The following is a 25,211-nucleotide window of genomic DNA, read 5'->3' on the forward strand; positions in this document are numbered from 1 at the left end:
CGTGATGGGACCCCCCGAGACCACCGCGTGGCACGGCCTGCTGGCGTTCGTCTTCTACTACCCGCTGTTCATGTCGTTCCTGTGGATGACGGGGGCGGCGCTCTTCTGGTGGCGCTTCGAGCGCGGTGAGCCGGACTGGGACGGGCCGCGCGTCATCCCCGACACGCCGCCGGTGAGCATCCTGATCCCCTCGTACAACGAGGGCGAGAACGCGGAGGAGACGGTCACCCACGCCCTCGCCCTCGACTACCCCGAGTTCGAGGTCATCGCGATCAACGACGGGAGCACGGACGACACGGGCGAGGTCCTGGAGCGCCTCGCCGCGCTGCACCCGCGGCTGCGGGTCGTCCACCTCGCGGAGAACCAGGGCAAGGCGATGGGCCTGCAGGCCGGGGCCCTGCTCGCGCGGCACGAGATCCTGATCTGCATCGACGGCGACGCGCTGCTCGACCCGCACGCCGCGCGGTGGCTCGTGCGCCACTTCGTCGAGAGCCCGGACGTCGCCGCCGTGACGGGGAACCCGCGGATCCGCAACCGCTCGACCTTGCTCGGGCGCGTCCAGGTCGGCGAGTTCTCCTCCCTCGTCGGCATCATCAAGCGCGCGCAGCGGAGCTTCGGGCGGATCTTCACCGTGAGCGGGGTCATCACCGCGTTCCGGAAGTCCGCGGTGCACCACGTCGGCTACTGGAGCGCCGACATGCTCACCGAGGACATCGACATCACCTGGAAGCTCCACCGCGCGGGCTGGGACGTGCGGTTCGAGCCCAACGCGCTCACCTGGATCCTCATGCCGGAGACGCTCCGCGGGCTCTGGAAGCAGCGGCTCCGGTGGGCGATGGGCGGCGCGCAGGTGCTGCTCAAGAACCTCGACGCTTGGCTCGTCCCGGGGGAGAGCTTCCTCTGGCCGCTGCTGCTCGAGATGTGTGCCAGTGTGGTCTGGGCGTACACCATGCTGCTGCTGTCGGTGATGTGGGTGCTCGGTCTCGTTCTTCCACCCGGCACCCTTCCGGTGGTAGTTTCCCCGCTCAGCCCGCAGGGGGGCGGCCTGTTGCTCGGCGCCACCTGCCTGCTCCAGTTCGCGTTCAGTAGCTGGCTGGACAGCCGCTACGACCGCGGACTCGGGCGAAACCTGTTCTGGATGATCTGGTACCCGATCGCGTTCTGGGCCATCAACTGTGCTTCCACCGTCGTCGCATATCCGAAGGTCCTCCTGCGCAGCCGCGGCAAGCGCGCGCGCTGGATCAGCCCGGACCGCGGCATCCGTCCTTGAATACGCCCAGGCGCCGCGGAGTCCATCCACCGTGAACCCCGGTGAACGGACGCCGTGCACGGATGGTGATCGTGGCTCGAGACCGGCGGAAGGTCCGCCCCTCGAAGCGACGACGGTCGAGCGCAAGAACATGAGCGGTCCATTGATCATCAACGCGCGTCACCGCCTCGCCTGGCACCAGCGCCTCGTGTCCGATGCCTCCACTGCGATGATGTGGGGCGGCTGGCTGTGGCTGTGGTCGCCCATCCTCAACTCGTCTTCCTGGCTGGCGGACCTCGGCGCGCGATCGTTCCCGGTGGTGAACTCGCTGATGCTCGCCACCGCCGCGGGCGGCGGTGGGTTCCGGCGCTCCCTCTTCGCGCTCGTCGGGACGTCGGGCACGCTGATGGTGTGGAACCGGCTGCCGGCGCGCCGGCCGCGGGCGGGCGAGGCGCTGTCGGTCCGCGAGTACGCCCGGCAGTTCCAGCTGCCGGTGCACGAGCTCCAGGCCGGGCGCCGGGCGGCGGTGTGCGTCGTGCATCACGACGCGAGCGGCCGGATCGTCCAGGTCGAGTGCCGCGAGCCGGAAGGCCGCGTCGAGGCGCTCGCGGGGTAGGCGAGGGAGCGCGGAGCCAGGGTCGTCTGCCGGACGACGCTGCGCGTCACGCTCTCGCTAGCCTGTTGGCCGAGCCATGGACCGGCCACCCGGTCATACGCCCCCTCGCCGTGCTCGACCGGGGTGCGCGCTGGTGTCGCGTCGGTCGACTCTGTTACGGTCCTGATCCGAATGCGCCTGTTCGGGACGCCAGGAACGCGACTCGAGCGGCGACGGCTCGTCGACCGTGCGTGGCAGCGGTATGTCCAGGACGGCCTCGAGCCGGCCGGGATGAGCGAGGAGATCTCGAGCTCCTGGCGCCGCGCGCGCGAGTCCTACCAGATCGATCCGGCGATCAAGCGCCCCGAGCGCATCCTCCCCCCGGACGCCCTCGCCGAGCGGTGCGACGGGGACGCGGTGTTCGCGCTCGCCTCGCCCATCCTCCGCGACTTCGCCGGGCGCCTCGGGCTGACGGGGCACGTCCTCGCCTACTTCGACGGGGACGGCTGGATGCTCTCCATCGACGGCGACCGGCGCGTCGTCGACCTGGTCGAGGGCATCAACTTCCGTCCCGGCGCGAACTGGTCGGAGGAGTACGCGGGCACGAACGGCCCCGGGACCGCGCTCGCCTCGGGCAAGGCGATCGAGGTCTTCGCCTCGGAGCACTTCGTGGCGGCCTGGCAGCCGTGGAGCTGCGCCGCGGCGCCGGTCCGGCGGCTGAACCAGTCGGCGCCCGCCGCGGTCATCGACATCACCGGCCCGTGGGAGGTCCAGCGCCGCCAGGCGATCCTCGTCGCGAAGGCGATCGCGCGCGCCGTGGAGGAGCGCCTGCGCGCGGCCGTCTGCATCCGCGACGAGGTGGTGAAGTACGCGTTCCGGGCGGCGCACGAGTCGGGGGATGCGCTCGTCGCCGTCGACGCGCGAGGGCAGGTCATCGCCGCGAACGACGCCGCGACCCGTCGGCGGATCCTCGACGCGGGCGCGCTGCCAGCGGCCATCCGGGTCGCGCTGTCGCGCGCCGCGCGATCGCAGCTCCCGGCGGCGCCGGTGCGCGTCGAGCCCCCGGACGGTCCGGCGTTCATCACCTCGCCGGTCGAGTACGAGGGGTCGCGGGTCGGCACGATCGTTCGCATCCCGGCGCCCGCGAGCGCGCCGTCACGCGCGAGCCGGGCACGCACCCGCCCGTCCGCGCGGTACGACCTCGGGCGGATCCTGGGGAGCTCGGCGCCGCTGCGGCGGGCCGTCGAGCTCGCGCGCACCGCGGCGCGGAACCAGCTGCCGGTCGTCCTGTCGGGAGAGTCGGGCACGGGCAAGGAGCTATTCGCGCAGGCCATCCACGCGGCGAGCGACCGCCAGGGTGGGCCGTTCGTGGCGGTGAACTGCGGGTCGATCCCGGCGCAGCTCGTCGAGGCGGAGCTGTTCGGGTACGAGTCCGGGACCTTCACCGGCGCGCGGCGGGAGGGGAACGCGGGGAAGTTCGAGGACGCCGACGGCGGGACCCTCTTCCTCGACGAGGTGAGCGAGCTCCCGCCGCAGGCCCAGACGGCGCTGCTGCGCGTCCTCCAGGAGAAGGAGGTCGTCCGCCTGGGCGGCAGCACGCCGATCGCCGTCGACGTCCGGATCGTCGCCGCGACGAACAAGCCGCTCGAGGAGGAGATCGCGGCCCGGCGGTTCCGGCGCGACCTCCACTACCGGCTGAACGTCCTCTCCATCGCCGTTCCGCCCCTCCGCGATCGCGGCGACGACGTGGAGCTCCTCGCGCAGGTGTTCCTGGCCGAGGCCGAGGGCGAGGTGAGCCGGCGCGGGCTCAGCCTCGGCGAGGACGCGATCGCCACGCTGAAGGCGCACCGCTGGCCGGGGAACGTCCGCGAGCTCCGGAACGTGATACTCCGCGCCGCCGCGGTCGCGCCGCGTCCCCGGATCACGGCGTCCGACCTCCTGCTCGACCGGGTCGAGCCCGACGCGCCAGCCGCGCCCGCGTCCCGCGGCGCGGGGGCGGAGCCCCCTGCAGACCGCGTGGTGGTCCGGCCGAGCGCACCGGACTCGCCGGGCGCGTCTCGCGGCACGCTCCGCGCGACCGTGCTGCACTCGGAGCGGGAGGCGCTGCTCGCGGCGCTCGAGGCCTGCGCGTGGAACTACGCGCGCGCCGCGCAGCAGCTCGGCGTCTCGCGCATGACGCTGTATCGCCGGCTCAGCCGGTGCGGGATCGCGCGTCGCCCCGAGGGGGCCTGAGCACACCGCCGGGGCGGGACTCCTGACGGGCCCGGCGACGTCGATCGATTGCGCCGCGGGGATCGCTCCCCTTAACGTCGCTGCACCCAGGGCAGGAGGCGACGATGCAGCTCAGCGCGCGCAATCAGTTCAAGGGAACGGTGAAGTCCGTGAAGCTCGGCGCCATCATGGCCGAGGTCGTGGTGGACTTCGCCGGCCAGGACATGGTCTCCGAGATCACGAAGTCGTCGGCGGAGCGGCTCGGGCTCAAGACCGGCGACGCCGTGACCGTCATCATCAAGTCGACCGAGGTCATGCTCGGCAAGTAGCCGGTCCCCGGCGCGCCTACTGCAGGCACCGGAACACCCCCGTGCACCACAAACACGCGCCGCACGGCACCGCGCCGACGTGGCAGTCCGCGGCGGCGTCGCCCGGTTGCACGTAGTCGCAGAGGCCGACGCTGCAGTCGTAGCAGAACGGGAACTCGTACCTCAGCACCTCCTCGCGGAACCCGCGGGACGCGTCGCCGCGCCAGAGCGCGAGCAGCTCCTCGCGGGCCACGCTTCCGAACGACCTCGGGTGCACGTGCTTCACGAGGCCACCGACGTGGCAGCTGTACCGGTGCCAGAGGAAGTAGCAGGGGTGCACGCCGCCGTCCCATGAGACGAAGGCGGCGCCGTCCTCGACGAACTCGCACCGGCGGGCGCGGGTCGGGGTGATCGCGGGGAGCTTCAGCTCGAGCCCCTCGGCCCGCGCGATGGCGTCGGCCTCGGCGAACGCCTCGGAGACCCGGCGACGCAGCGCCTCGTCGGCGCGGAGGAGCCGGTCCACGCTGAGCGAGATCCCCTGCGCGGCCGCGTCCGCGACGAGGTCCTTCACCAGGGACACGACGCGTCGGTCGGCGGGGGTCGGGCGGAACTTGAGGAAGACGTCGAAGTACCGGCGGAGGTCGACGCCCTCCGCCGCGGCGCGCGCGCTCCAGGCGAGGAACACCTCGCGCGCGCGATCGGTGCTCGGGTCGAACGCCGCCGCGCCCCGCGTCTCCTCCGCGTACGGGAGCATGTGCGTGACGATCATGAACCCGAAGCGCCTCCGGGCGGCCCAGCGGACCACGTGGGGGAGCTGGTCGAGGTTGTCCCGCATCGCCACGAACTCGACCCCGAGCACGATCGGCCGTCCGCGCTCGCGCGCCGCGTCGTGGAGCGAGGCGGCGGCGCGCTCGACAGCGTCGTGACGGCCGCCGCCGCGGAGCGCGCCGAACAGCTCGGGGGTGACCGCGTCGGCCGAGAGGCAGATGCGATCGACGCCCGCGCGCGCCAGCGCCCGCGCCCGGGTCGGCCCGAGGAGCTGCCCGTTCGTCTGGAAGCCTATCCAGCCCGCGCTGGGCATGTCGCGCCGCGCGAGCTCCACGAAGTGCTCCAGGTGCGGGTGGAGCAGCGGCTCGCCGATCCCGTTCAGGACGAGCGCGTCGAGGTGGGGGAGTGCGGGCGCGAGCCGCGCGAACGTCTCGCGCGTCATGTGGCCCTCCGGGATCCCCTGGCCCGAGGATTCCTTCACGCACATCGCGCACCGGAGATTGCAGCGCGTCGTCACCTCCACGAAGAGCTTCGACGGATGCGGTCGCAGCGCACGGGGCGTCGGCTGGGCCGCGTCGGGCACGGAGCGCATGGGACCTCCTCGGCGGCGTGCCGGGCGCTACTCCGCGGCCGTGGGGCTGCGCAGCGTGTGCCCCCGCAGCCACTCGCTGTCGCCGTCCGCGTAGTGCTCCTGCTTCCAGATCGGGGAGCGCACCTTGAGCTGCTCGATGACGTACCGGGAGGCCTCGTAGGCCTCGTCGCGGTGAGGTGACGCCACGGCGACGACGACGCTCGCCTCGCCGACCTCGAGCCGGCCGGTGCGATGGATGACCACGACCCGGAGCGCCGCCCGGGAGCGGGCGACGGCCTCCTCGGCGATGTCGTGGAGCGTCCGCTCCGCGAGCGGGACGTGCGCGTCGTAGCTCACCGCCCGGACCCGTCGTCCCTCGTTGGCGTCGCGCACGACGCCCCAGAAGACGAGCTCAGCGCCGTGCGCCGGGGCCGACAGGGCCGCGGCGACCTGCTCGTGGTGGATGGGCTCGCTCACCACCCGCGCCAGCACCGCGCCCACGTCAGCCCCCGCACACCGGCGGAAGGACCGCCAGGGTGATCTCGTCGTGCCCGTCGCCGAGCGCCTGGTCCTCGTCGAGGATCCGCTCGTCGTCCGCGAGCACCGAGACGTCGAGGAGCCCCTGGTCCCCGAACGTCGGGCACGCGGCACGGAGCGCCTCGCCGACGCGCGCCCGCAGCGCCGACACCGTCGTGCCGGACGGCACGTCGACGCGCAGCTCCGCGCCGCTCGAGTACTTGCGGAAGGCCCCGAAGAGCCGGACACGCACCTGGATCGGCTTCACGTCGTCGCTCCTTCCTCGTCAGCCCCGCCCGCGGCGCGCGCCACGGCTCGCGGGTGCACCCACCTTCCGCTCTTGCCGCCTTCCTTCACGTCGAGGTGGACGTCGGAGATGGTCAGCACCGGATCCACCGCCTTCGAGAGGTCGTAGATCGCGAGGAGCGCGCCCGTGACGCCCTGGAGCGCCTCCATCTCGACGCCCGTGCGCGCCGTCGCGGCGGCCTCGCAGGACGCGATCACCGAGCAGGTCCCCGCGACGAGCTCGAAGCCCACGCGGACGCGGTCCAGCGCCAGCGGGTGGCAGAGGGGGAGCAGCTCGGAGGTCCGCTTCGCCGCCAGGATGCCGGCGACCTCGGCCTGGGCGAGGACGTCGCCCTTCGGGTTCGCCCCGCCCCGGAGCGCATCGAACGCGGCGCGGCTCATCTCGATCCTGCCGCGCGCCACCGCGCGCCGGCGCGTGGCGGGCTTCTCGCCCACGTCGATCATGTGAAACCGCTCGCGCGAAGGGCCGTCACGCATGCCCGATCTCCTCGAACCTCATGTCCAGCAGGTCCACGAACAGCGACCGGCCGCTGAGCGGGCGCCCTCGCCCGAGCAGGACCTTGACGACCTCGGCGACCTGCAGGCTCGCGATCACCGCCGGCGTGAAGGACGGGTTGCCGAGCGTCGCCTCCACGCCCCTGCCGCTCGCGCTCGCGGACCGCAGCAGCGGCGAGAGATCGTCCCCGGGCAGCTGCGCCGCGACTTGCCCGTACCAGCCGGCGATCGCGCCGTGCACGAGCGGCACTCCGAGCTCGCGGCAGACCGCGGCGAGATCGCGCCGGACGAGGGTGTTGTCGAGCCCGTCCACGACGGCGGCGCTGCCGGCGAGGAGCCCTCGCGCGTTCTCGAGGGAGAACGCGACGCGGTGCGCGCTGGTGGTGACCGCCGGGTTGACGGCCGCGACCCGCTCGCAGCCGACCTCGACCTTCGCCCGCCCGAGGTGCGCGGGCGACGAGAGCAGCTGGCGATTCAGGTTGTGCTCCTCGAACACGTCCGGGTCCACCAGCGCCAGCTCTCCGACGCCGATGCGCGCGAGCTGCTCCACGAGGTATCCGCCGAGCCCGCCGCACCCGATGACCACGACCCGGCTGCGGAAGAGCCGGAGCTGCTCCTCGACGGACACCGTCTCGCGGTTCCGGCGGTAGCGTCCCGGCAGCAGCCCCGCGGCCAGCGCGGCGTCCTCGATCTCGCCGAGGCTCGCGTCGAAGCGCTCGGCCAAATCGCACTGCGCACGCCAGGGGAGGAGGTCGCCCTCGGCGCGCTCCCGAAGGAACGCGTGCATCCGTTCCGTCGCCATGATCACCCTCCACCGAGGAGCGGGAAGATCGCCACCGTGTCGCCGGGGCCCGGCGCCTGCGCGAGCTCCGCGTGGCGTCCGCCGACGAGCATGACGCCGATCTCCTCCCGCGCGATGCCGAGGTCGTCGACGATCGCGCCGAGGGTGGTGCCCGACGGATACTCCCGCGCCGCCACGTCGAACCGGCCCCTCTGGAACGTCGCAAAGAGCTTGATGGTCAGCGCCATCTGGACACCACCTCTCCGAAGGAGGCCTGGAGGAAGACGCGCGCACCCGGAGGCGGTCCACCGTCCTCTTCGCGTCCGAGCGGGAACGCCTCGGACGCCTCGCGGGCCCCGAGCACGATCCCGCGCCGGAGGAGCGCCGGGCCGAGCTCGTCGATGAGGAGGTTGAACAGCTTCACGTGCACGAGCCCGTGCACGCCCGTGGGCGCGTGCTCCGTGGGATCCCGCGACCAGGTGATCTCGGCGCGCATCGCGGAGTACGCCCCGCTGCGTCGCAGCGTGGCGCCGACGAGGCCGGGCATCGCCGCGGACAGCGCCAGCCACGAGCCGTCCTGGATGATCGCGGCGTCGAGCGCGTCGACCACCTTGCCGTCGAGGAACACGGTCGTGATGCGCGCCTGGACGTCGCGGGGATCGATGCCGAGCTCGTCCGTGAGGAAGCTCAGCACCGAGCAGCCGGTGCGGACCGGGACGGTCACGCCGGCCTGGAGCAGGCCGGTGACGGCGTGGAATTGCGCGGGCGCGAGGGCGAGGGTCACCCGCCACGTGTCCTTCACTGGGAAGACGTCGAGCGGTGGAGTATGCACGGGGCCCTCGACGCGTGGGGGAGGCGACCCGGGGCCGCCTCCCCCCGCTGGTGTCACTGCCAGTTGAAGACCTGATCGAGCTCCTGCGGCTTCACGTTGAACGTCACGTGGTGCGGCGCGAGCGGCTCCTGCTCGAAGAACCGCGGCAGCCGGTCGTCCGCGGCGGTGAAGCCGGCGCGCGCATTGAAGTCGCGCTCCGCGGAGAGGATCTTCTTCCCGAGCGCCGCCACGTCGTCGCCCGTGAGCGAGAGGCCGTAGAAGGAGTTCAGCAGGTCGACCAGCGCCTGGAAGGTCTCGGGCTGGTCGAGCACCGCGAACGCGATGAAGAGGCACATCCCCGTCGAGTCGACCGCAGCCGTGGCGATCTGGAGGTTGCGCGACAGCTCCACCTGCCCCTCGGTCTGGAGGGGATCGACGAAGCCGCCCACCTTGAGGATGTTGGTCGCGATGGCGTACCCGGCGGTGTGGTCGGCGCCCTGGGGCGTCGTCGCGTACGTGACGCCGATGCCCTGCACGCCGCGCGGGTCGTACGCGGGCAGCGCCTGGTTCTTCACCACCGGGACGCGCTCCACGCCGAACACCTTGCCCGTGATCCCCGCGCCGGAGCCGAGGATGCGTCCGAGCGGCGTCCCCTGACCGACCTCGCCGAGGAGCCGGAGGGCGCCTGCCTTGTCCCCGAAGGGGATCACGCCCGCCTCCATCGCGACGCCGATGGTCACGCCCATCTCGATCGTGTCGAGGCCGATGTCGTCGTCCATCCGGTCCAGCTGGGCGATCACGTCGAGGTCGTCGATCCCGCAGTTGCCGCCGTGCGACCAGACCGTCTCGTACTCGGGCTGCTTCGTGACGTAGTTGCCCTCCGCGTCGTTGAAGATGCCGGAGCACTGGATGATGCAGCCGCGGTGGCACGCGTGCGTGGCGAGGCCGCCGCGCTTCACCTCGAGCTCGGCCTGGGCCTCGCCGCTGATCTTCGCGGCGCCGTCGAACCGGCCCTGCTGGAAGTTGAAGGTCGGGTACGCGCCCGCCTCGTTCAGCACGTTCGTCAGGACGTTCGTGCCGAACGCGGGGAGGCCCTGGCCGGTGACGGCGTGCTTCTGGAGCCCCTCGTTGAAGACCTTCACCGCGGCCTTGAACTTCACCGGGTCCTTCGGCCCGCGGAGCGTCGTGCCGGCCTCGTCGATGACGATCGCCTTCACCTGCTTCGAGCCCATCACCGCGCCCACGCCCCCGCGACCGCAGTGGCGGGTCGGCCGGAGCTCGCGGTCCGTGCACGCGATCGACGCGGCCCCGAGCCTCATCTCGCCGGCCTGGCCGATCGTCATGTACGCGACCTTGTCGCCGTGCTCCTTCCGCAGCGCGGCGACCGCGTCGTAGTTCCCGAGCATGCGGAGCCCGTTCGCCTTCTCGAACCGGACCCCGCCCTTGTCGATGAGGATCTTCCAGAGGTCGTCGCCCGCGGGCCGCCCCTCCAGGATCACGGCGAGGTAGCCGAGGCGCGCGAGCGCCTGCGCCGCCTGACCGCCGGCGTTGGACTCCTTGATGCCGCCGGTGAGGGGGCTCTTGCAGCCGACGGAGAGCCGGCCGCTCGTCGAGGCGCTCGAGCCGGTGAGCAGCCCCGGGGCGATGACGAGCTTGTTCGCGGCCGAGAGGGGGTGACACAGCGGGTCGACCTCCTTCGCCACGATGAAGGAGGTGAGACCGCGGCCGCCCAGTCCGGCGTACTCGCCGACCGGCTCGACGGCCGCCTTCGGCCCGCCCGGCGCGCCCAAGTCGATTCTGAGGATCTTGTCCATGTTCGTTGCCTCTCGATTCCGCGAGGAGGAGGAGCCCGGCATGAGAGCAATGCGCGGGCCAGCTCGGCGCGCGCGGGGCGCGGCCCGCGTACGCGGCCGGGTTCACGAGGAACTTCGGGCGCTCGCCGGCGCCGACGCCGCGCGCGGCGCCCGTCCCGAGCGTCACGGCTCTGAGACATCCCCTCGCGGGCGGGGCTGCGGGCGGCTCAGCTCTGTGACATGTCACGCGGGATGCCGGCCGCGCGCCGGGCGGCCGAACGCCCGCGCGCGCGGCGCGGAACCCGTTGAAACTGCGAGGCGCCGGCCCATCGCCGGCGCGGCGCGGCGGCGTTGGCCTGACGCGTGCTCAGGAGCTTCGCCCATGCCGACCTTCGAAGAAGCGCGGGCGACCATCCTCGATCACGTCACCGTGCTCGGATCCGAGAGCGTGCCGGTGCTGGCGGCGGTCGGGCGCGTGCTCGCTGCCGACGTGGAAGCGCCGTGGGACATGCCGCTCTGGGACAACTCCGCGATGGACGGGTACGCGGTGCGGGCCGCGGACACGACCGCGGCCGCGGGCCTCAGGATCGCCGGCTACATCCCCGCCGGCAGCCACTCCTCCGACGTGGTGGCGGCGGGTACGGCGGCGAAGATCCTCACCGGCGCGCCGCTCCCCCCGGGCGCCGACGCCGTCGTCCCCGTCGAGGACACCGACGCGCGCGACGGGAGCGTCCTCGTGCGGCAGCCGGTCCGCCCGGGTGCCCACGTCCGCCGGAAGGGCGAGGACATCCGCGCGAGCGAGACGATCCTGAGGGCCGGCACCGTGATCGGCCCGTCGGAGGTGTCCCTCCTCGCGTCGTTCTCGCGGCTGTCGATCCCGGTGGTCCGGCGCCCGCGGGTGGCGATCCTCTCGACGGGCGACGAGCTGGTCGAGGCGGGGGGCGCGCTCGCGCCCGGGAAGATCTACGACAGCAACGCGCTCGCGGTCGCGGCGGCGGTGCTGCAGCTCGGCGGCGAGCCGGTCCAGCTCGGCATCGCGCGCGACGATCGAGCCTCGCTGCGGGCGCTCCTCGTCGAGGGGCTGCGTGCGGACGCGCTCGTCACGTCCGCCGGCGTGTCGATGGGGGACCGCGATCTGGTCCGCGAGGTCCTCCACGAGCTCTCGGTCCGGCAGATCTTCTGGAAGGTGGACATCAAGCCCGGCCGACCCACCGCGTTCGCCGTTCACGGGAGCAAGCCGGTCTTCTCGCTCCCCGGGAACCCGGTCTCGACGCTCGTCACGTTCGAGCAGTTCGTGCGCCCTGCGCTGCTCAAGATGATGGGCCACCGCACGGTGCTCCGCCCCGTGGTCCGGGCGGTGTTCCAGGAGGACTTCCCGCGCAAGCCCGGCCGCGTCTCGTTCCTGCGCGTCCGGCTCGAGCGCCGCAACGGCGGCCTCCTCGCCTGGACCTCCGGGAACCAGGACACGGGGATCCTGAAGACGATGCTGCAGGCCGACGGGATCGCGGTGATCCCCGCCGACTGGGGATCCGTGGGCGCCGGGGACCTCGTGGACGTGCAGATGCTGCGCGGCGGGGTCGAGGCCTAGCGTGCGCGCCGACGGCGGCTCGCGGCTGGCGTGGGGGAGGGGAATCGCGATCGCGGTCCGCACCGTCCACCTCGGCGCGATGGCGGTCCTCGTCGGCGGGGTCCAGCTCGCGGCCCCGCGTCAGGCGCTCCACCCCTGGCTCGCGCTCACCGCCGCGAGCGGCCTCGCGCTGCTCGCGCTCGAGGCGCGTCACAGCCGTCACTGGCCGTACCAGGCCCGCGGCGTCCTCACGTTCCTGCACCTCGGCGCGCCCGCGCTCCTCCTCGTCCCGGCGCTCCCGGGGCGGGCCGCGACCCTCGCCGCGCTCGCGCTCGGCGCGGTCGGGAGCCACCTGCCGCGCGCCGTCCGGAAGTGGTCGTTCCGTCACCGCTGCGTCGTCGACTGACGCGGCCCTCGAGGTCCCGCCGGGGAACCCCATGCTCCAGCTCCAGGACGCCTTCGGGCGGCAGCTCCAGTACCTGCGGCTCTCGGTCACCGACCGATGCAACTTCCGCTGCGCCTATTGCCTGCCGGACGGGTGCCCCCGCGGGGCGGGCGACGAGCCGCTCTCCGTCGTCGAGATCGAGCGGCTCGTGCGCGCGTTCGCGGCCCTGGGCGTCTGGAAGGTGAGGCTCACCGGCGGTGAGCCCACGATGCGGCGGGACATCCCCGAGATCGTCCGCGCCGTCGCGGGGACGCCGGGGGTCCGCCGCGTCGGGCTCACGACCAACGGCTACCGCCTCGCGGGCCTCGCGACGGAGCTGCGCGACGCGGGGCTCGTCTCGGTGAACGTGAGCCTCGACAGCCTCGATCCGGCCCGGTTCGAGGAGATCACCGGCTGCTCGCGCCTCGAGCGGATCGTCGCCGGCGTCGAGGCGGCGCTGTCGGCGGGGATCCCCTCCGTGAAGGTGAACGTCGTGCTGCTCCGCGGGATGGACGACGCCGAGCTCGATCGCTTCCTCGCCTGGACGCGGGAACGCCCGCTCGCGGTGCGATTCATCGAGCTGATGCAGACGGGCGAGAACGCCACGTTCTTCCGCGAGCACCACGTCCGCGCCGACGAGATCCGCGCCGGGCTCGAGCGGCGCGGCTGGTCGCGCCTCGCACGCGACCGGAACGACGGGCCGGCGATCACCTACGGCCATCCTGCGCACGCGGGCAAGGCGGGGCTCATCGCGCCCTATACCCCTGGCTTCTGCGACGCCTGCAACCGCGTGCGCGTCTCCTCGACGGGGGACCTGAAGCTGTGCCTCTTCGGGGAGCGGAAGATCCCGCTACGTCCGTACCTCCGGTCCGACGCTCTCGTCCGTGAGCTGATGGACGTGATCCGGACGGGCATCGCCGAGAAGCCGGCGTCGCACCTGCTCGACGAAGGGGCACCGGGGGGGACGCCGACCCTCGCCTCCATCGGAGGCTGAGCCGAGCGCTCGCGGTGAGCGGCTGACGACGCGATGCGGACGCTTCGACCGATCCTCCAGCGCCGCGAGCGGCGCCGCCTCGTCGAGGAGGCCTGGCGCAGCTACGTCGTCCAGGGTGCCGACGAGCCCGCCGGCGTCGGCGAGGAGATCGCGCGCTCGTGGCGGCGCGCGCGCAACCTCTACCGGATCGATCCCGGGATCACGCGGCCGGGCGGGCGGGTCCTCGCGGCGCCGGCCCTCGCGGCCCGGCGCGAGCACGACGAGGTGTTCCGGCTCGCGGCGCCCATCCTCGCCGACTTCGCGCGGCGGCTCGGGCTCCACGAGACCGTCCTCGCGTACCTCGACGGCGAGGGCGTCATGCTCTCGATCGACGGCGACCGCGCGCTGATCGACGAGGCCGGGGAGATCGACTTCCGACCCGGGTCGTGCTGGGCGGAGGCGGTGGCCGGCACGAACGGCCCCGGCACCGCGCTCGTCGAGAGAGGGCCCGTCGAGGTGTTCTCCGCCGAGCACTTCGTCGCCGCGTGGCACCCGTGGAGCTGCGCCGCTGCGCCGGTGCTCGCGCCGGCGCACGCATCGCCGGTGGGCGTCGTGAACCTCACCGCGCCATGGGAGGTCCAGCGCCGGCACGCCCTGGTCATCGCGAAGGCGATCGCACGGACCGTCGAGGAGCGGCTCCGGGCGGCGATCGGCGTGCGGAACGAGGTGGTCCGCTACGCGTTCCGGGCGGCGCAGGAGGCCGGCGACGCGCTCGTCGCCGTGGACGCGCGCGGCCGGGCCATCGCCGCGAACGAAGCGGCCGTCCGGCGAGGCATCATCGAGGCCGGCGCGCTCCCGAGACGTACGCGGGAGACGATCGCCGCTGCGCTTTGCGCGCCCGGGACCCTCGGCGGCGACGTGCGGGTCGCGACGCCGGAGGGCCGGATCGTCGTCGCGTCGCCGGTCCAGTACGACGGCACGACGGTCGGTGCGGTCCTGCGCGTCTCTGCCGCCGCCCCCCGCGCCCGGGACCGCGGTGCCCCCGCGCGCCGAGCGGCGCGGTACGATGTGATCTCGAGGGCGGGAGCGACGTCGCCGCGCGCGCAGCTCCGGGCTCACGACCTTCCCATCCGGCACGCACCCGTCGAGCCGCGCGCGCCTGGCGCCGCGCGGCCACGGAGGGCGCTCCAGGGTGCGCGAGGCGACTCGGACTGCGCCGCGCTCGTGGAGGTGCTCGAGGCGTGCAGCTGGAACATCGTCCAGTCGGCGCGGCGGCTCGGCGTCTCCAGGATGACGCTCTACCGTCGGCTGCACCGGTACGGCCTCCCGACGAGGCCGGGGGCGAATCGAGTCGAGCCCGTGCCGCCCGCGCCCGAAGACGAGCGAGAGTCGTGATCGCGCGCTGCAGCGCCTGACGATCCGGCACCCGATCTCGATCCAACCCGATTGCGCAATCGATTCGGCTGGAGCGTCCGCTCGCGAACGCCGCCGTCGATCCGGCTGGAGCGCGCGCTGGGGGACGCCGCCGTGCTCCGCCGCCGACGCCGGGAGGCACAGGACCTCCCGGTGCAGCGTTTTCGCGGCATCGTCTGCGCTTCCCCGGGCGAATTTTCTTCGAGCAGCTTTTTCGCCGCCTCGGAGAGCAGCGGATTCCCGCGATTTCCCGAGCTGACGCGGATCAGTCGCGAGGGCCGTCTGTACCGGGTCCGGGACATGTCACGTCTCGGACGTGTGACAGGCGGAACACCGTCGGCGCGCGGTACGTCACGATCAGTGATCCGCAAAAAGCCGTTCCTTACGCACGATTGCGGGCGGCGCCCGAGCATTGGCTCGCCCGTTGAAGAGGGGCGAGCGTCGTCATCACGGACGCTGCGCAATCGAGTTGATCGAGAACCGAGGGAGAAAAATATGAGCAGCTTCAATATCGCTTCGACGGAATTCCCGCTGCGCAACTTTCATGCGACGCCGCGGGCGACCATCGGCTGGGGCGCGTACCGCATGGCCGGCGAGGAGGCCAAGGCCATCGGCATCAAGAACGCCCTCATCGTGAGCTCCGGGCTCAAGGGCACGGGGATCCTCGACGAGGTGGCCGGGGTCCTCAAGGCGGCGGGCATCTCGGTCTCGATCTACGCGGGCGTGACGTCGAACCCGAAGGACCACGAGGTCCACGCCGCCCACAAGGTGTTCAAGCAGAACAGGTGCGACGGCGTCGTCTCGGTGGGCGGCGGCAGCTCGCACGACTGCGCGAAGGCCGTCCGCATCGTCGACGCGCACGACGGGCAGAGCATCCGCGAGTTCAACGGGATGTGCACCACGAAGAAGCCGATCACCGTCCCGCAGCTCGCCATCACCACCACTGCGGGCACCGGCTCGGAGACGAGCTGGGCGGCGGTCATCACCGACACCCAGAAGATGTACAAGATGGTGATCTTCGACCCGAACATCATCTCGTCGCGCGCGATCGTCGATCCCGCGCTCATGCGCACCATGCCGCCGTACCTGACGGCGTGGACCGGCATGGACGCCATGACCCACGCGGTGGAAGCGTACGTCTCGCGCCTCGGCGTGAGGACCTCGCAGGGGCTCGGCCTCCACGCGATCAAGATGATCTCGCGGGGGCTCCGCGACGCCTACGCGAACCCGACCAACGCCGAGGCCCGGGAGAACATGGCCTGGGCGCAGTACACCGCGGGCCACGCGTTCAACAGCGCCGGCCTCGGCATCGTCCACTCCATGGCGCACACGCTCGGCGCGCTCTTCGACTCTCCGCACGGTCAGTGCAACGCGATCGGTCTCGTCCCGGTCGAGCGCTACAACATGGTGGCCTGCCCGGACAAGTTCCGGGACATCGCCGAGGCGATGGGCGTCGACACGCGCGGGATGACCACGTGGAAGGCCGCCGAGGCGGCGGTCGACGAGCTCGAGAAGCTCCGCGCGGATCTCGGCATCACCGAGACGTTCGCCACGCTGGGACTCAAGGAAGAGCACCTCGAGAAGTTCACCCCGGTCGTGATGCAGGACGTCTGCACGCTCGGCAACCCGCGCGTCGTCACGCCGGACGTCGTGAAGATGATCTTCCGGCACTGCATGGCGCCGGGCGCGAACGGCAAGTCCTAGGTCTCCACGTGAGGGTGGAGCGGTCTCGGGGAGCGGCGCAATCCGGCCGCTCCCCGGGGCCGGCTGTTCGGAGCTCGCAGCGCATCGAGGAGGACGCGGTCGCCGTGGGCGACTTCGTCTCGAGTTGAATCGATTGGCCGCCGCACGAGCGGCGGAAGGAGGCGACGTTGGCGAAGGCGCATCACGGTGTGTCGATGTTCACGAAGTCCCTGCGAGAGGAGACGAAGGTGTCGAAGGCCCTGCGAAGCGAGACGGACGTGGAGAAGGCCCAGCTCACGAGCTGCGACGGGAGCCGCGAGCGGAAGCCCGCCGTGGAGCGGCCGGCCGAGGAGCCGCTGATCCTCGACGAGATCTGCGTCGAGGAGCTCGCGATCGACGGGATCTGCGGCGTGTACTGACCCGCTGGCCGGGCGAGGACCACCGCGATGACCAGATACGTTCTCCACCCGGCCTGCCGCGTGCGCGAGGAGAGCTTCGGGCTCCTGTTCTACGACCTGCGGGGCCCGAGGCTCCTCTTCGCGGAGACGGGAGGTCTCGTCTCCGCGGAACGCCTCCGCGGCGGAGGCGCCGGAACGGACGACCTCTGCGACCGGCCAGAGGCCGTGCAGGGCCGGGTCGAGCGCCTCCTACAGTCCCTCGTGCAGAAGGGGTTCCTCCGTGAGCAATCGGTTCGTTGATCAGGGTCTCTCCGCGCCGGTGAACCTCACCTGGGAGGTGACACTCGCCTGCAACCTGCGCTGCCGTCACTGCCTGTCGTCGTCCGGCGCGGCCGGTCCGGGCGAGCTCGGCACCGCCGAGGCGCTCGAGGCGGTGGACCAGCTCCACCGGGCCGGCGTGTTCCAGCTCAACTTCGGCGGCGGCGAGCCGTTCATCCGAACGGACTTCGAGGCCATCCTCGACGCCTGCCACGCGCGCGGCATGGTGACGTGCATCTCGACGAACGGCACCCTCCTCGACGCCGCTCGGGTGGAGCGCCTCTCGCGGAGCGGCCTCGTCGCCATCCAGGTGAGCCTAGACGGCGCGCGCCGCGAGACCTGCGACGCGCTCCGCGGCGACGGCACGTTCGACCGGGCGCTCCGCGCCCTCGAGCTCCTCCGCGAGAGCGCGATCCCGACGAGCATCAACACGGTCCTCACCGGACCGAACGCGGGCGAGATCCCCGCCCTCTACGACCTCGCGGGTTCGCTCGGCGTGTCGCTCCGCGTGAGCCGCTTCCGGCCGTCGGGGCGCGGCGCCGTGAACTGGGACGGCCTCCGTCCCTCGCCGGCCCAGCTCCTCGCGTTCTCCACGTGGCTCACGAGCACCGCGAGCGTCCGGACCGGAGACAGCTTCTTCTCGCTCACGCCGCAGGAGCGCCAGGGCCTCGGCCTGAACCTCTGCGGCGCGGCGAAGCTCACCGCCTGCCTCGGCCCGGACGGGAGCCTCTATCCCTGCGCGTTCCTGCAGCGCGAGGAGTTCCGGGCCGGGTCGCTGCGGGAGCGGTCGTTCCAGGAGATCTGGGACCGCTCGGACGTGTTCAGGAGCTTCCGCAGTCTGCGCATCCACTCCTGCGAGGACTGCCATCGCTACGACCAGTGCCACGGCGGCTGCCCCGCCGTCGCCTACCACCTCGGCCGCGGCGTCGCCGGAGGCGATCCGGAGTGCCTCGTGAACTGCGTGACGAGCTGCGCGTGATCCACCCGTCGCCGGTCACCTCCCAGGAGGAGTCCTCGCCATGATGTTTCGATACCTCTTCTCTCCTCTCAAGCTCGGCCGGGTGGAGCTCCGCAACCGGATCTCGTTCCAGCCCCATCTCACCAACTTCGCAGTCGACACGCTGCCCTCGGAGCGCCACGTCCACTACTGGGGCGAGCGGGCGAAGGGCGGCGCCGGGCTCATCATCACCGAGGAGATGAGCGTTCACCCGACGGATCGCGCGTACGAGAAGCTCATCGAGGCGTTCCAGCCCGAGGTGCTCCCCGGGTTCCGGAAGATCACCGATCACGTCCACGCGTTCGGGACGAGGATCTTCGCCCAGCTCAACCACAACGGGCAGCAGTGCGACGGGTCGCTGTCGCGGCTCCCGGTGTTCGCGCCGAGCCCGGTCCCCGACCCGCTCTTCCGCGAGATCCCGAAGGAGATGGAGCCGGAGGACATCGAGGAGGTCGCCCGCTACTTCGCGAAGAGCGCGGTCCACGTCCGCGAGGGCGGCTTCGACGGGATCGAGATCCAGTTCGGGCACTCGAGCCTGGCGCGCCAGTTCCTCTCCCCGCTCTCGAACCAGCGGCAGGACGCGTTCGGCGGCAGCGTCGAGAACCGCATGCGCGCGCCGCTCCTGTTCATCGCGGCGGTGAGGAAGGCGGTGGGTGACGACTTCACCGTCGGCATCCGCCTCTGCGCCGACGAGATGATCCCCTGGGGCGGCCTGAACCTCGCAGACGTCCAGGACCTCGCCGCGCGCTTCGAAGCGAGCGGGCTCATCGACTTCATGGACCTGTCCGTCGGCACCTTCTACAACCTGTACCTCGTCGAAGGATCGATGCACACGCCGCTCGGCTACACCGTCCCGCTGGCGGCCGGGATCCGCTCGAAGGTGAAGCTCCCCGTCTTCTGCACGGGGCGGATCAACGATCCGGTGATGGCCGAGAAGGTGCTCGCCAACGGCCAGGCCGACGTGATCGGCATGTGCCGGGCGCTCATCTGCGACCCCTTCCTCCCGAAGAAGGCCCAGGAGGCCCGGCTCGCGGACATCCGATACTGCATCGGCGACAACCAGAACTGCATCGGCCGGATCGGCATGAACAAGCCGCTCGCGTGCATCCAGAACCCGGCGGTGGGCCTCGAGAAGAAGTGGGGCGAGGGCACCTCGAAGCCGGCGCCCGTCAAGAAGAAGGTGATGATCGTCGGCGCCGGACCCGGCGGGATGTGGGCCGCCAAGATGGCAGGCCGGCGGGGCCACCAGGTCGACCTCTACGAGAAGAACGATCAGCTCGGCGGGCAGGTCCTCATCGCGATGAAGGGCTCGGGCCGGGACGAGTTCGGCGTCCTCATCCGGAACGAGAAGGATCAGGTCGAGAAGGCGGGCGTGAACGTCCACCTCGGCGTGGAGGTGACACCGGACCTCGTCGAGCGCGAGCAGCCCGACGTCGTCATCTGCGCGACGGGGAGCGTGCCGGCGCGGAACCCGCCGATCGCCGGGGCGAAGGGGCCGGCCATCTACGACGTGTGGCAGGTGCTCCTCGGCAAGGCCGAGCTCGGCCAGAAGGTCTGCCTCATCGACACCGACGGCCACCACCGCGCGACCGCCACCGCGGAGTTCATCGCCAGCCAGGGGAAGAGCGTCCACATCCTGTGCTCCAGCCTCTTCGTCGGCGCCGAGCTCGGGCCGACGCAGGACCTGTACCTCACGCGGCAGCGGCTCCTGCAGAAGGGCTGCACGTTCACGCCGGACACGGTGGTGATCGAGATCGCCGGCGAGGCGGGCGCCAAGGTGCTGAAGGCCATCAACGTCTACTCGAACGCGATGTCCGAGCTCGGCCCGTTCGACTCGATCGTGCTCGCGATCCAGCAGGAGGTGGAGGACCGGCTCTACAAGGCGCTCAAGGGCAAGACGAAGGAGCTGTACCGGATCGGCGACTGCGTGGCGCCCCGGAAGGTCGACATGGCCATCTGGGAGGGTCACAAGGTCGGGAGGGAGATCTGATGACGCGGCACGCGGGCGTGCTCGTCTTCGCGGAGCTCTCCGCCGGCGAGCTGGACGACGCGGGGAAGGGGATCCTCGCCGAGGGGCGAAGGCTCGCGACCACCCTCGGCACCTCGTGGGCGGCCGGGTGCTTCGCGGCCGCGGGCGGCGCGGCTCAGGAGGCCTTCCGGCGCGCCGGCGTCCCGGACCTCGTGGAGATCGACGGACCGCCCGGTCTCGCCGATCTGCCGGAAGCCCAGGCCGAGGCGCTCGTCGACGCCGCCCGGGCTCTCGGCGCGAAGGTGATCCTCCTCGCGCACACGGACCAGGGCGCGAGCCTCGCGCCGGTGATGGCCGCGCGCCTCTCTGCCGCGATCTTCACGGAGGCGGTCTCCTACGGCCGCGACTTCGCCGGGCTCACGCTTCGCCGGCAGGCGCTCGGCGCGCAGGTGGTCGAGCAGCGGATCTGGACGGACGCCGCGCGCGACGCATCGTGCGGCGAGGGCGCGGTGACGCCGCTCGTCCTAACGATGTCGCGTCGCGCGCTCTCGGCAGTGGTGCCGCCCGGCACGCCCCGCGGCGAGGCGCGGCGCACCTCCAGGACCGCGCGCGTGGACGCGACGGGCGAGGGCGCCCGCGTGACCGAGCGCATCCCGCCCGACCCGCAGACCGTGGATGTCGCCGAGGCGCAGGTGATCTTCACGGCGGGGAAGGGCTGCGATCGGGGGACGTTCGAGGCGATGTGCGAGCTCGCGCGGCTCGTCGGCGCGTCCGTCGGGGTCACCCGCCCGGTCTACGACCTCGGGTGGACCGGGTTCGAGCGGATGATCGGGCAGACCGGGAAGACGGTGGTCCCGCGCCTGTACTTCGCGTGGGGGATCTCGGGCTCCATGCACCACGTCGGCGGGATCACGGAGTCGAGGCGGATCGTCTGCATGAACCTGGACCCGAAGGCCGCGATCTTTCCGAGCGCGGACGAGGGCTTCGTCGCCGACGTGCGCGAGGTGCTCCCCCGGGTGCTCGCGCACGTGCACGCGGCGGTCGATTCACGAGAGGTGAAGCGATGACGCGCTCCTTCGAGGCCATCGTGGTGGGCGCCGGACCGGCGGGCGCGAGCGCGGCCCTGACGCTCGCGCGCGCCGGGGTGGACGTCGCGCTCGTGGAGCGGGGTGCGCACCCCGGCGAGAAGAACATGTTCGGCGGGATCCTCCACCGGATGCCGGCCCTCGAGGAGATCTTCCCGGACTTCTGGGACCGCGCTCCGCTCCAGCGCCACATCGTGAAGAAGACGCTCACGTTCATGACGCCGGGGCGGAGCCTGAACGTCGAGTACGAGACGGAGAGCTTCGACCGGACGCCGTACAACGGCTACACGGTGTTCCGGCCCTCGTTCGACCGCTGGCTCGCGACCGAGGCCCAGCGCGCGGGCGCGACGCTCCTCACGCGCTGCACCGTGGACGGCGTGATCACGGAGGGTGGAGCGGTCGCCGGCGTCACGGTCCTGCGAGGCGGCGGCGCGCTCCGGGCGCCGGTGGTGATCGCCGCGGACGGGGTCCTCTCCTTCACCGCGCTCAAGGCTGGCCTGCGGCGGCCGCTGTTCGATCCCGACCACCTCGCGCTCGGGGTGAAGGCCCTCCTCGAGCTCCCGAAGGAGGTCATCGACGATCGGTTCGGGCTGGTCCGTGACCAGGGCGCCTCGCGCGAGTTCGTCGGCTCGAGCTCCGGCGTCCACGGCGGCGGGTTCCTGTACACCAACCACAGCTCGCTCTCCGCCGGCATCGTGCTGCACCTCGGGAGCCTGCGCGACAGCGGGAGGCGTCCCTACGACCTCCTGAACGACTTCCTCGACCAGCCGCAGATCGCGAAGCTCGTGCGCGGCGCACGGCTCCTCGAGTACTCCGCCCACGTGATCCCGGAGGGCGGCTACAAGATGATGCCGGAGCTCGTCGGCGACGGGATCCTGGTCGCAGGCGACGCGGCCGCTTTCTGCTACGCGAAGGGCCCGAACCTCGAGGGCATCAACCTCGCCACCCACTCCGGCGTGCTCGCGGCGCGCGCGGTGCTCGAGGCCCGCGCCGCGAAGGACCACTCGGCCCGCGCGCTCGCCTGCTACCGGCGCATGCTCGACGAGAGCTTCGTCCTGAAGGACCTCCGGACGTTCCAGCGCGCGCCGGAGCTCCTGGAGATCGACCGGCTCTACGAGGCGTACCCGGAGGTCATCTGCGACTTCATGGATCGCATGTACCGGGTCGACGGATCGCCGAAGGAGAGCCTGCTCAAGATGGGCCTCGCCATGACGAGGGCGAAGGTCGGCACGAGGAACCTCGTGCGCGACGCCTGGACCACCTGGAGAACGATCTAGGACCGGCGCGCGGCGCAGCCCGGCCGCGCGCGCTCCGGAGGCGCGGATGATCAACGTGGACGACCTGTTCGACTACACGAGCTTCAACATCGATCGCGAGCCGCACATCGTGCTCGACGCGGCGCGCTGCGGCGTGTGCACGGCCCGGCCGTGCACCACCACCTGCCCCGCCCGTTGCTACACCTGGTCCGAGAAGGACCGGAAGATGACGTTCGTGTTCGCGGGGTGCCTCGAGTGCGGCACCTGTTACGTCGTCTGCGAGAAGCGCGCGTTCACGCGGTGGCGGTACCCGCGGGGCGGGTTCGGCGTCTCGTACCGGATGACGTGAGCGCAGGCGGAACCCGACCTTCTTCCGCGCGCGCTCGCGCGCACTCGAGGACCGAATCATGGCTTCGAAACGGCTCGACATCGTGGTGCTGCTGCGCGAGGTCCGCGATCCGCGCCCGCCGGCGCGGCTCGCCGGCGGCGGCGCGGCGGTGCGCGACACCGGCCTCCGCCGGATCGTGAACCCGGACGACCTGAGCGCGCTCGAGGTCGCCGCGGGGCTCGCCGACGCGAGGGACGCGGCAGTGACCGCGGTCGCGCTGGGGAGCGATCGGCTCGACGACGCGCTCCGGCTCGCGCTCTCGATGGGCGCCGCCCGGGCCGTGCGGGTCTGGGACGACGCGATGGAGGACGGGGACGCGGTCGCCGAGGCGAGGGTCCTCCGCCGAGTCCTCGAGATCCTCCGCCCGGCGCTGTTCCTCGCCGGGACCCGGCTCCTCGACCGCGGCGACGATCCTTCGCCAGCGCTCGCGGCCGCCTCGGCGGGGCTGCCCCTCGCGAGCGCCGCGCTGTCGCTCCGGCTCGACCCGGACCGGGACCGGGCGGAGGTCGTCCGGAGGTCCGAGAAGGGCGCCCGGCAGCGCGTCGCGCTCCACCTCCCGTGCGCCGTCCTCGTGGACGCGGCGGCCGCGGAGCCCCGCTACCCCGATCTGCCCGCGGTCCTCCGCTCGATCGAGGCGCCGGTGGAGCGCTGGGGGATCGAGGAGCTGGGGCTCCCCGCCCGCGCGCTCGGCTTCGACGGCGCGGCGCTCCGGGCGGCGGGGGTGGGGGTGCCCCGCTGCGATCCGCTGCGCGTGGAGGCCCCGGACGCGAGCCTCCCCGCGCACGAGCGCGTGCGCCAGCTGTTCTCCGGCGGGATCCGGCCGCGCGGGGGGCGGATGCACTTCGGGACGGCCGACGAGGCCGCGAGCCGGATCCTGGAGATCCTCGGCGAGGAGGGGCTCGTCCCGAGGAGCGCGCGGTGAGGTACAGGCTCGCGAGCGGCGTCGCGCGCGTGGAGGTGCGCGGTGGCCCGGCCCTGCTCTCCCGGGCGCCGCTCCGCCTCGTGAAGGTGAGCGCCGCCTTCGCGGAGCGCTTCGACGCCGGGGAGCTGGTCGCGCGCACCCCGACGGAGGCGCGGGCGCTCGACGCCCTCTTCGAGCGCGGCCTGCTCGCGCGCGTCCCGGACGACGCGCTCCCCGCCGACCGGCTCCCGACGGTGAGCGTCGTCATCCCGGTGAAGGACCGGGCCGAGGAGCTGCGGCGATGCCTCGAGTCGCTGAGGCGCGTTCGCTACCCTCGGGCGCGCCTCGAGATCGTCGTGGTGGACGATGGGAGCCGCGACGCGACACCGGCGGTGGCGCGCGCGCTCGGCGCCACCGTGATCTCGTCGGGCGGTCGAGGCCGGGGCCCGGCGGCGGCCCGGAACCGTGGCGCGGCCGTCGCGAGCGGGGCGCTCCTGGCCTTCATCGACTCGGACTGCACCGCCTCCGAGGGCTGGCTCGCCGAGCTCACCGGGCGCTTCGAGGATCCGGAGGTCGTCGCGGTCGGCGGCCGGGTGGCGGGGATGCACGCGTCGTCGGCGCTGGATCGCTACGAGGCCGAGATGTCGAGCCTCTCCCTCGGGCCGCGCGATCGTTCCGGGCAGGGCGGGACAGACACCTTCTACCTCCCGAGCTGCAACCTGCTCGTCCGGAGGCGCGCGTTCGCGGCGAGCGGCGGGTTCCGTGAGGAGCTGCACGTCGGAGAGGACGTGGACCTCACGTGGCGGCTCCGGGATCGGGGCGGGAGGGTGCTCTACACGCCGCATGGCCGCATCTTCCACGAGCACCGGAACCGGCTCGGCGCGTTCCTCCGCCGGCGGTTCCAGTACGGGACGTCCGAGGGGCTCCTCCAGGTGCTCCACCCGGAGCGGAGGAAGCAGATGGTCATGCCCTGGCCGCTGGCTGCCGCGACCGCGCTCGTCGCGGCCGCGTGGCTCGCCCGCGCGGCGTGGCCCGCAGTGGCCGGCGCGGCGCTCATCCTGCTCGACGTGGCCCGGCTCTGGGCGACGCTCCGCCGCGAGGGCGCGCGCGTCCCGCCGGAGTGGGTGATCGGCGCGCGGCTCCGCGCGTGGGGGAGCCTCGCCTATCACGTCGCGTTCCATCTGACCCGCTACTACGCGCCGGTGCTGATCGTCGCCGGTGTCGCCTGGCCGAGGCTCGGCGCGCTCGCCGCCACCCTCGCCGTGCTCTGCGCTGCGGTGGATCGCACGGTGCGGCGCCCCGCACTCCGCTTCCCCGAGTTCCTCGGTCTCTATCTCGCCGAGCACCTCGCCTACGGTGCGGGCGTGTTCTGCGGCTGCGTGCGGCTGGGGTCGTTCGGCAGCTACCGGCCGGTGCTCTCGGTGAAGCAGTGAAC

26 protein-coding genes are annotated in these 25,211 nt (G+C 72.4%); 18 read left to right on the top strand and 8 right to left on the bottom strand.

The annotated features are described in order from the left end of the window. The first annotated feature begins 4 nt into the window (after positions 1–4). The 4 genes from pgaC to AMOR_RS22855 all read left to right on the top strand — a co-directional run bounded on the left by pgaC (position 5) and on the right by AMOR_RS22855 (position 4,384). Entirely contained in the window at positions 5–1,270 is a 1,266-nt protein-coding gene (gene pgaC / locus AMOR_RS22840; RefSeq protein WP_248362590.1) for a poly-beta-1,6-N-acetyl-D-glucosamine synthase, read from the top strand. 130 nt (positions 1,271–1,400) lie between these two features. Beyond that, a complete protein-coding gene (gene pgaD / locus AMOR_RS22845) occupies positions 1,401–1,865 on the top strand; it encodes a poly-beta-1,6-N-acetyl-D-glucosamine biosynthesis protein PgaD (RefSeq protein WP_248354485.1) in 465 nt (154 codons plus the stop codon). Between the two features lie 171 nt (positions 1,866–2,036). Beyond that, positions 2,037–4,076, top strand: coding sequence for a sigma-54-dependent Fis family transcriptional regulator (locus AMOR_RS22850; RefSeq protein ID WP_248354487.1), 2,040 nt, complete (start codon positions 2,037–2,039; stop codon positions 4,074–4,076). Positions 4,077–4,180: 104 nt separating this feature from the next. Beyond that, positions 4,181–4,384 carry a TOBE domain-containing protein gene (locus tag AMOR_RS22855; protein ID WP_248354488.1) on the top strand — a complete coding sequence of 68 codons (204 nt, stop codon included), beginning with the start codon at positions 4,181–4,183 and terminating at the stop codon, positions 4,382–4,384. A gap of 16 nt (positions 4,385–4,400) precedes the next feature. Here the strand turns inward: AMOR_RS22855 and AMOR_RS22860 are convergent, their stop codons facing one another. Genes AMOR_RS22860 through AMOR_RS22895 form a run of 8 tightly spaced genes read right to left on the bottom strand, consistent with a single transcriptional unit; the run spans position 4,401 to position 10,425 of the window. Further along, positions 4,401–5,723 (bottom strand): radical SAM/SPASM family putative metalloenzyme maturase, encoded by a 1,323-nt coding sequence (locus tag AMOR_RS22860; RefSeq protein ID WP_248354490.1) that lies wholly within the window; start codon positions 5,721–5,723, stop codon positions 4,401–4,403. Between the two features lie 27 nt (positions 5,724–5,750). Continuing rightward, positions 5,751–6,203: a molybdenum cofactor biosynthesis protein MoaE gene (locus AMOR_RS22865; RefSeq protein WP_248354492.1), complete on the bottom strand. Its 453-nt coding sequence runs from the start codon at positions 6,201–6,203 to the stop codon at positions 5,751–5,753. Position 6,204: 1 nt separating this feature from the next. After that, entirely contained in the window at positions 6,205–6,486 is a 282-nt protein-coding gene (locus AMOR_RS22870; RefSeq protein WP_248354494.1) for a MoaD/ThiS family protein, read from the bottom strand. Further along, on the bottom strand, positions 6,483–7,001 hold the full coding sequence (moaC, locus tag AMOR_RS22875) for a cyclic pyranopterin monophosphate synthase MoaC (RefSeq protein ID WP_248354496.1): 519 nt from the start codon (positions 6,999–7,001) through the stop codon (positions 6,483–6,485). Before moaC ends, AMOR_RS22870 begins: the two co-directional genes overlap by 4 nt. Beyond that, entirely contained in the window at positions 6,994–7,821 is an 828-nt protein-coding gene (locus AMOR_RS22880) for a HesA/MoeB/ThiF family protein (protein WP_248354497.1), read from the bottom strand. The genes moaC and AMOR_RS22880 overlap by 8 nt, the downstream gene beginning before the upstream one ends. 2 nt (positions 7,822–7,823) lie before the next feature. Then, complete coding sequence (locus tag AMOR_RS22885) at positions 7,824–8,048, bottom strand: MoaD/ThiS family protein (protein WP_248354499.1); 225 nt, start codon at positions 8,046–8,048, stop codon at positions 7,824–7,826. Further along, positions 8,039–8,632 carry a hypothetical protein gene (locus AMOR_RS22890; RefSeq protein ID WP_248354501.1) on the bottom strand — a complete coding sequence of 198 codons (594 nt, stop codon included), beginning with the start codon at positions 8,630–8,632 and terminating at the stop codon, positions 8,039–8,041. Before AMOR_RS22890 ends, AMOR_RS22885 begins: the two co-directional genes overlap by 10 nt. A 53-nt stretch (positions 8,633–8,685) precedes the next feature. Continuing rightward, positions 8,686–10,425: an aldehyde ferredoxin oxidoreductase family protein gene (locus AMOR_RS22895; RefSeq protein ID WP_248354503.1), complete on the bottom strand. Its 1,740-nt coding sequence runs from the start codon at positions 10,423–10,425 to the stop codon at positions 8,686–8,688. Positions 10,426–10,786: 361 nt separating this feature from the next. Here AMOR_RS22895 and AMOR_RS22900 point away from each other — a divergent pair, with 361 nt between their 5' ends. The 14 genes from AMOR_RS22900 (at position 10,787) to mftF (ending at position 25,209) form a co-directional block, all read left to right on the top strand. Further along, entirely contained in the window at positions 10,787–11,992 is a 1,206-nt protein-coding gene (locus tag AMOR_RS22900; RefSeq protein WP_248354505.1) for a molybdopterin molybdotransferase MoeA, read from the top strand. 1 nt (position 11,993) lies between these two features. Beyond that, positions 11,994–12,377 (top strand): hypothetical protein, encoded by a 384-nt coding sequence (locus AMOR_RS22905; protein ID WP_248354507.1) that lies wholly within the window; start codon positions 11,994–11,996, stop codon positions 12,375–12,377. 31 nt (positions 12,378–12,408) lie between these two features. After that, positions 12,409–13,389 carry a GTP 3',8-cyclase MoaA gene (moaA, locus tag AMOR_RS22910; RefSeq protein WP_248354508.1) on the top strand — a complete coding sequence of 327 codons (981 nt, stop codon included), beginning with the start codon at positions 12,409–12,411 and terminating at the stop codon, positions 13,387–13,389. Between the two features lie 33 nt (positions 13,390–13,422). Beyond that, positions 13,423–14,763, top strand: a complete 1,341-nt coding sequence (locus AMOR_RS22915; protein WP_248354509.1) for a helix-turn-helix domain-containing protein — start codon at positions 13,423–13,425, stop codon at positions 14,761–14,763. 513 nt (positions 14,764–15,276) lie between these two features. Beyond that, positions 15,277–16,485: an iron-containing alcohol dehydrogenase family protein gene (locus tag AMOR_RS22920; RefSeq protein ID WP_248354511.1), complete on the top strand. Its 1,209-nt coding sequence runs from the start codon at positions 15,277–15,279 to the stop codon at positions 16,483–16,485. Between the two features lie 194 nt (positions 16,486–16,679). Further along, positions 16,680–16,883: a variant-type mycofactocin precursor gene (gene mftA / locus AMOR_RS22925; RefSeq protein ID WP_248354512.1), complete on the top strand. Its 204-nt coding sequence runs from the start codon at positions 16,680–16,682 to the stop codon at positions 16,881–16,883. 27 nt (positions 16,884–16,910) lie between these two features. Then, the gene (mftB, locus tag AMOR_RS22930; protein WP_248354514.1) at positions 16,911–17,162 is read left to right on the top strand and encodes a mycofactocin biosynthesis chaperone MftB; all 252 of its coding nucleotides are present in this window, start codon (positions 16,911–16,913) and stop codon (positions 17,160–17,162) included. Continuing rightward, positions 17,143–18,159, top strand: a complete 1,017-nt coding sequence (gene mftC / locus AMOR_RS22935) for a mycofactocin radical SAM maturase (RefSeq protein ID WP_248354516.1) — start codon at positions 17,143–17,145, stop codon at positions 18,157–18,159. Before mftB ends, mftC begins: the two co-directional genes overlap by 20 nt. A 40-nt stretch (positions 18,160–18,199) precedes the next feature. Beyond that, a complete protein-coding gene (locus AMOR_RS22940) occupies positions 18,200–20,167 on the top strand; it encodes a mycofactocin system FadH/OYE family oxidoreductase 2 (RefSeq protein WP_248354518.1) in 1,968 nt (655 codons plus the stop codon). Next, entirely contained in the window at positions 20,167–21,213 is a 1,047-nt protein-coding gene (locus AMOR_RS22945) for an electron transfer flavoprotein subunit alpha/FixB family protein (RefSeq protein WP_248354520.1), read from the top strand. The genes AMOR_RS22940 and AMOR_RS22945 overlap by 1 nt, the downstream gene beginning before the upstream one ends. Then, the gene (locus AMOR_RS22950; protein WP_248354522.1) at positions 21,210–22,508 is read left to right on the top strand and encodes an FAD-dependent oxidoreductase; all 1,299 of its coding nucleotides are present in this window, start codon (positions 21,210–21,212) and stop codon (positions 22,506–22,508) included. The genes AMOR_RS22945 and AMOR_RS22950 overlap by 4 nt, the downstream gene beginning before the upstream one ends. A 46-nt stretch (positions 22,509–22,554) precedes the next feature. Beyond that, positions 22,555–22,836, top strand: coding sequence for a ferredoxin family protein (locus AMOR_RS22955; protein WP_248354524.1), 282 nt, complete (start codon positions 22,555–22,557; stop codon positions 22,834–22,836). A gap of 58 nt (positions 22,837–22,894) precedes the next feature. Further along, a complete protein-coding gene (locus tag AMOR_RS22960) occupies positions 22,895–23,797 on the top strand; it encodes an electron transfer flavoprotein subunit beta/FixA family protein (RefSeq protein ID WP_248354526.1) in 903 nt (300 codons plus the stop codon). Next, on the top strand, positions 23,794–25,209 hold the full coding sequence (gene mftF / locus AMOR_RS22965) for a mycofactocin biosynthesis glycosyltransferase MftF (RefSeq protein ID WP_248354528.1): 1,416 nt from the start codon (positions 23,794–23,796) through the stop codon (positions 25,207–25,209). Before AMOR_RS22960 ends, mftF begins: the two co-directional genes overlap by 4 nt. Positions 25,210–25,211 lie beyond the last annotated feature (2 nt).

This window comes from Anaeromyxobacter oryzae, from assembly GCF_023169945.1.
Lineage (GTDB): Bacteria > Myxococcota > Myxococcia > Myxococcales > Anaeromyxobacteraceae > Anaeromyxobacter > Anaeromyxobacter oryzae.